Below are 1695 nucleotides of genomic sequence, written 5' to 3' on the forward strand. Positions count from 1 at the left end.
CGGTGAGCGTCAAGGTAGTTGTCGCGTGAGAGGGTTCAGCCGATGTGCTTCAGCTCCTGCACTTCCGGTGAGGGGTTGAGGCGCACGGGGCCCGCGGGCGTCCAGTCGCGGGTGTCGCGGCTCCAGCGCTCGGGGTGACGTGCGCGGGCGCGCTGGTACACCTGGTGGCGCTGGGCGAGCAGGGCTGCATCGCGGCCGAAGTGTCTGTCGTCGGGCGTGACGAAGCGGATGGCGGAGTGCCGGTGCTCGGTGTTGTACCAGGCGACGAAACGCGCCACCCATGCATGAGCCTCCCCGACAGACGCGAAGGGGCGCTGAGGGAAGGCGGGGCGGTACTTCAGGGTACGAAAGAGGGCCTCGGAAAAGGCGTTGTCGTCCGAGACGCGGGGCCGGCTGAAGGAAGGCGCCACGCCCAGCCATTGCAGCGTCGCGAGCATCGTGGCGCCCTTCATCGGGCCGCCGTTGTCCGAGTGCAGCACCAGGCCCTGGGGGCAGCCCGCGGCCTGCCAGGTTTCGCGGATGAGGGCCGCGGCATGCGTGGAGGCCTCCTCCTCGTGGACGCGCCAGCCCATGATGCGGCGGCTGAAGACGTCCACCACGAGGTAGAGGTAGAGGAAGGTGCCCTTCACCGGGCCCTTCAGGTAGGTGATGTCCCAGCTCCACACCTGGTTGGGCGCTCGGGCCGTGTGCTCGGCCTTGGGGCGCGGCGTGGGCGGCTTCGCGGGGCCCCGGTGGGCCAACTGGCCCGCTTCGCGCAGCACCCGGTAGAAGCTCGCCTCGCTGGCCACGTACTCGCCCCGGTCCGCGAGCCTGGGCACCAGTTGCTTGGGCGAGACGTCGCGGAACTCCTCGCTGTTGGCCACCGCCAGCATGCGGCGCTTCTCCGCCTCGGACAGGCGGTTGGCGGGCCGGGTGCGCGGACCTGCCCGCCCGTCCTGCGCGGTGCCCGGCTTCCGCCAGCGCTGAATAGTGCGAGGGGCCACCCCGAGCCGCTCGCAGACGGCCTCCAGCCGCACGCCCTGCTGGAGGGCCTCCTGCACGTGGGCGAGCGTCATTTCTCGTGCTTCTCGTCCGCTGCGTCGTCCTCGTCGTCCACGTCCTTCTCGTCCCAGCCCATCGCCTGAAGTTTTTTTTCGAGCACCAGCAGCGCCGCCGTCTCCGCCAGCGCCTTCTCCTTGCGGCGTAGCTCCCGCTCCAGCTCCTTCACCCGCTTTTCCGAGGAGGCCAGCCGACGACGCTGGCTGGCCGTCAGCGCTCCGGAGGAGGCCGTCTGCGCGCCTTGGGCAAGTGCTCCAGCGGCCGCGGCCCGCCACTCCGCCAACTGCTCTTCGTGCAGCCCTTCCCGGCGCAGAAGTGCCCCCAGCGTCTCGCCCTCCAGTCCGTGCGCCTCCGCCAGCACGCGCAGCTTCTCCTCGGGCGTCCACTTCTTCGGCACGGCAGGCTTCTTCTCCTCGGGTGGGGGCGTCATCGCCGCCAACTTATTCGCCTCCCGCAACCACTGCGACAACGTCGGCTGCGAGACGCCCACCTGGCGGGCCAGCGCCGCCGCACTCACCGCCCCCGGGCCCACCATCCGCTTCACCATCTGAGACTTGAATGCATCCGTGTACGGCACTGCGTCCTGTCTGCTCTCGCCCCCAAGGCGTGGTCATCCCGGCCATTCAGCCGAGGCGACAACTTCCCTGACACAGGGGG

Annotated in this window: 1 pseudogene; it reads right to left on the minus strand. The window is 70.1% G+C overall.

Features of this window, described 5'->3' with window-relative positions:
- Window positions 1-35: 35 nt before the first annotated feature.
- Window positions 36-1615: pseudogene (locus D7Y11_RS42520) on the minus strand (IS3 family transposase).
- Window positions 1616-1695: the final 80 nt, after the last annotated feature.

Source organism: Corallococcus sp. AB018 (assembly GCF_003986945.1).
In the GTDB taxonomy this organism is placed as follows: Bacteria; Myxococcota; Myxococcia; order Myxococcales; family Myxococcaceae; genus Corallococcus; species Corallococcus exiguus.